Here is a 3,813-nt window from a genome sequence, read left to right on the forward strand (position 1 = left end):
TAAGAGGAAGTGCCGCCTCCTGAACATATACTGGCTGCTCGAGCGCCGCAAACGGGCCGAGTCCGCGCTGATCACGGTGGTCGCCGACGCCTACCTGGCCGGGGTCTCCACCCGACGCATGGACAAGCTGATAGGTACTTTGGGCATCAACTCGCTTTCGAAGTCACAGGTCTCACGCATGGCGGCCGAGCTCGACGAGCACGTCGCCTCCTTCCGCAACCGGCCCCTGGGCGACGCCGGCCCCTTCATCTTCGTAGCGGCCGACGCCCTGACCATGAAGGTCCGCGAAGGCGGTCGCGTGGTCAGTGCGGTGGTCCTGACAGCCACTGGGGTCAACGCCGACGGACACCGCGAAGTCCTGGGCCTGCGGGTAGCCACACCTGCGAGAGCGGAGCAGCGTGGAACGAGTTCCTCGCCGACCTGGTCGCCCGAGGCCTGGGAGGGGTACGACTTGTCACCTCTGACGCCCACACGGGTCTGGTCGAGGCCATCGCCGCGAACCTGCCCGGAGCGACCTGGCAGCGCTGCCGCACCCACTACGCCGCCAACCTGATGACAGTGACCCCCAAGAGCGCCTGGCCGGCCCTCAAGACCATGCTCCACTCGGTTTACGACCAGCCCGACGCAGCAGCCGTCGAGGCCCAGTTCGACCGCCTCCTGGACTACACCCGTGACCTGCTGCCCGAGGCCGCTGACCACCTCGACGCCGCGCGAGCTGACCTGCTGGCCTTCACCGCCTTCCCCGTCGAGGTATGGCGGCAGATCTGGTCCAACAACCCCCAAGAACGCCTCAACAAGGAGATCCGCCGCCGCACCGACTCAGTGGGCATCTTCCCCAACAGGGACGCCATCATCCGCCTGGTCGGCGCCGTCCTGGCCGAGCAGACCGACGAATGGGCTGAGGGCCGCCGCTACCTCAGCCTGGACACCCTCAAACAGTGCCAGACCACCAACAAGCTCCAGGACGGCCATCCAGACACGCCCCCGACACTGACCCACTGACCCCTAACCACGAAGGGCCCCTACACCACTACCAGGGACTTGACTTCTGTCGCCGCCGCGCCTACGTTAATGATGTCAGCACGCAATAGGAACATGATGGGACGGTTTTATGACTGCACACAATTTTGTCATCGTCGGCTTCGAGGAATCTGCAAACGCCTACAAGGCGCTGAGCGTCCTGCGCGGAGCGGCCGCCGAGGGGCGGATCACTATCGCCGCGGCCGTCATCGGGGAGCGCGGCGCCGACGGCAGCCTGCGCCTGGCCGAGGGTGAGGATGCCGTGATCGGGAGCGCGACCGTCGGCGGGGGCCTGATCGGCATGGCCGTTGGCATTCTGGGGGGCCCACTGGGCATGCTGCTGGGATGGGGTGCCGGCTCCCTGATCGGCGGTTTCGCCGACGCCGACCGCGTGGATCTCTCCGAGACCGCCATCGGCGAGCTCAGCGGACGGCTGCCCGCGGGCACCACCGCCATCCTCGCCGAGGTCGAGGAGTACGCCACCGAGGTGCTCGACGGCGTCGTCTCCCCGCTGGGCGGCCAGGTCCTGCGGCTCGAGGCCGACCAGGTCCTCGGCGAGCTGGAGGCCGCCGAGGCCGCCGCCATCGCCGCTGACAGGGAGGCCGCCCGGGTGCTGCGCCAGGAGCGCGGGCAGGAGCGCAAGCAGAAGTGGGAGGATCGCGTCGACTCCCTGCGCGAGAAGCTCCACCGCAAGAAGTGAGTGTAAGAGCGGCTATCTGCTGAGGGCCCGCGGACGAGTTTCCGCGGGCCCTCGGGGTGCAGATGGTTGATTCCGGGGGCGCGGGCCGGGCGGGCGCCTCGAACCGATCTCAAGCCGGAAGTGAACCGATCCCGGTGCGGAGATCTACCGATCTCGACGAGAAGAAAGCGCGCGTGAGTCTCTCATGCCGCCCTTCCCGGGCCAGCAGCCGAGGCGCTCGGCAATGGGACGGACGATCTCCACCGTCCGGTGCGCCAGGACCTGCTGGGCGGTCAGGCGAAGCGGCGTCATGCCGTGCCGCAGGAGCCACTGGTCGCGGCGGCGGTCCTGCGTCCAGTCGGCCAGGGAGGAGTGGAAGGCGTGGCCGTCGGTCTCGATCGCAAGACGCTGTCCCAGGACGAGGTCGAGTTCGCCGGTGGGCGTCTCAACGGCGACCTCCGGCGGAGCGCCGGCCTCCTCCAGCTCGTATCGGGCGATGGTCTCCAGGATGGAGCGAGCGCGCCTTCGGGTCGGCGCGGGCGAGCAGCGCGCGCATGGGGCCGTTCCTCGGTCCGCGCAGTCTGGCGAGAAGCTGGGCGCGGGTGACCAGGCCGCCGCGCAGGGCGCAGTCCAGGGCGATGAGCGCGTCCAGCTCCGATGTGCAGCGCATGAAGGTGAGGATGGCGGTCTCCTGGTCGGCGAACGGCGAGCCCAGCGGGTCGATGGGAGCGCCGGCGTTCCTGTGGATGATGACGCGCCCGATGCCGTCTACGGGGTGCTGGTCGTAGGGGGCGATAATGTGGAGCCGGCTTCCGGGGCTCTCCTGAAGGGCGATGCCGTAGTGCTCCATTGCGTGCGCGCAGGCGATGAGACCGCCCAGGCGCCGGGCGATAATGGTGGGCCGTTCCGTTCCCGGCAGGGCGATGACGTGCTGCGGGTGGCGGACGACGATTCCGTCGGCCACCATGCGGCCCAGAGTGCGACGGCAGTGTTCTGAGGTGGCCAGGAATCGCTGTTTGGCCGCCCCGTGTGCGGCTGCCAGCGCTCGCAGCATGGCGTCCCGCCGTTCGGTGTACCGCATGAAACGAGCATCGACCGGCGGGGCCGCCGGTGACAAGGTTTGCGCCACCCTGTGGATAACGTGGCCGGCCGCCGGCAGGCGTCCACAACTCCACGTGCGCTTCCGCACCCGTCTGCGGGGCCCGCAGTTGCCCGTCTGAGGGGTCCGAGGCGTCACAGACGTCTGCACAGGTGCGTTCGGGCGCTTCCGGCTGTGTTTCCGCGTCGAAAAAGGTGGCTCCTACGCACTTTTAACGTTCGTGTCTCATCTCCGCCTGCTGCAGAACCGCGGAATTACGCCAAACTTCGCAACCCGCGACGGTGCCGTGCACCGTAAAAGTGCGTAGGAGCCACCTTTTTGAGCGCAAAGGCGCTCGATGGGACTGCCGGGTGCGTGCGGGGTCCGGTCAAGCGCTCGGCAGGGCGCGCCGCCTGACGGGACGCGCCGGTCAGCACAGTGCGCCGCCCGCCCCTTCACCGATCTCGACGGGACCGGCCTTCGGCCTGCTGTACGGCTCTGGCTCCGATGACCCGCAGGACACGTCCTAGCCGATGAGGCCGCCGGGAGTCTGGTCGCCATCGGCTGGCGCCCCGGCCGGGCGGCGGTGGTAGAGCAGGTAGGCGCCGATCCGGCTGCGCCAGGAGGGGCGCACCGTGTGCGGCCAGCGCTGCGACACGTAGGTGATGGCGTCATCGATCTCAAGGCGCTGGGTGGAGTTGCCCGCCCGCACCCACAGCTCTCGCCCGCCCCGGCCCTTGGGGCCTGACAGGTAGACGGGCACCGACTCAGTGGGCATCTTCCCCAACAGGGACGCCATCATCCGCCTGGTCGGCGCCGTCCTGGCCGAGCAGACCGACGAATGGGCTGAGGGCCGCCGCTACCTCAGCCTGGACACCCTCAAACAGTGCCAGACCACCAACAAGCTCCAGGACGGCCATCCAGACACGCCCCCGACACTGACCCACTGACCCCTAACCACGAAGGGCCCCTACACCACTACCAGGGACTTGACTACTCACCCACGGAAAAGCTACGAGTCTCTTTCGATGGTGAA

General features: G+C 68.4%; 4 protein-coding genes and 2 pseudogenes. 4 read left to right on the forward strand and 2 right to left on the reverse strand.

All coding sequences use genetic code 11. The features are described from left to right. Positions 1-1,002: pseudogene (locus HMPREF3016_RS03495) on the forward strand (IS256 family transposase); the annotation flags it as partial. 109 nt (positions 1,003-1,111) lie between these two features. Continuing rightward, on the forward strand, positions 1,112-1,720 hold the full coding sequence (locus HMPREF3016_RS03500) for a DUF1269 domain-containing protein (protein ID WP_070536157.1): 609 nt from the start codon (positions 1,112-1,114) through the stop codon (positions 1,718-1,720). Between the two features lie 424 nt (positions 1,721-2,144). Here HMPREF3016_RS03500 and HMPREF3016_RS10705 read toward each other — a convergent pair whose 3' ends face one another. Further along, positions 2,145-2,780, reverse strand: a complete 636-nt coding sequence (locus tag HMPREF3016_RS10705; protein ID WP_172884784.1) for a hypothetical protein — start codon at positions 2,778-2,780, stop codon at positions 2,145-2,147. Positions 2,781-3,097: 317 nt separating this feature from the next. Here HMPREF3016_RS10705 and HMPREF3016_RS10915 point away from each other — a divergent pair, with 317 nt between their 5' ends. Next, positions 3,098-3,307 carry a hypothetical protein gene (locus HMPREF3016_RS10915; RefSeq protein ID WP_135008628.1) on the forward strand — a complete coding sequence of 70 codons (210 nt, stop codon included), beginning with the start codon at positions 3,098-3,100 and terminating at the stop codon, positions 3,305-3,307. On the opposite strand, the gene HMPREF3016_RS03510 is transcribed toward HMPREF3016_RS10915, so the two are convergent. Next, on the reverse strand, positions 3,304-3,555 hold the full coding sequence (locus HMPREF3016_RS03510; protein WP_070536159.1) for a hypothetical protein: 252 nt from the start codon (positions 3,553-3,555) through the stop codon (positions 3,304-3,306). The two genes, HMPREF3016_RS10915 and HMPREF3016_RS03510, sit on opposite strands and share 4 nt — an antisense overlap. Here HMPREF3016_RS03510 and HMPREF3016_RS10710 point away from each other — a divergent pair. Further along, positions 3,539-3,727: pseudogene (locus HMPREF3016_RS10710) on the forward strand (transposase); the annotation flags it as partial. The gene HMPREF3016_RS03510 and the pseudogene HMPREF3016_RS10710 overlap by 17 nt on opposite strands. Positions 3,728-3,813: the final 86 nt, after the last annotated feature.

Source organism: Rothia sp. HMSC065D02 (assembly GCF_001815285.1).
GTDB lineage: Bacteria > Actinomycetota > Actinomycetes > Actinomycetales > Micrococcaceae > Rothia > Rothia dentocariosa.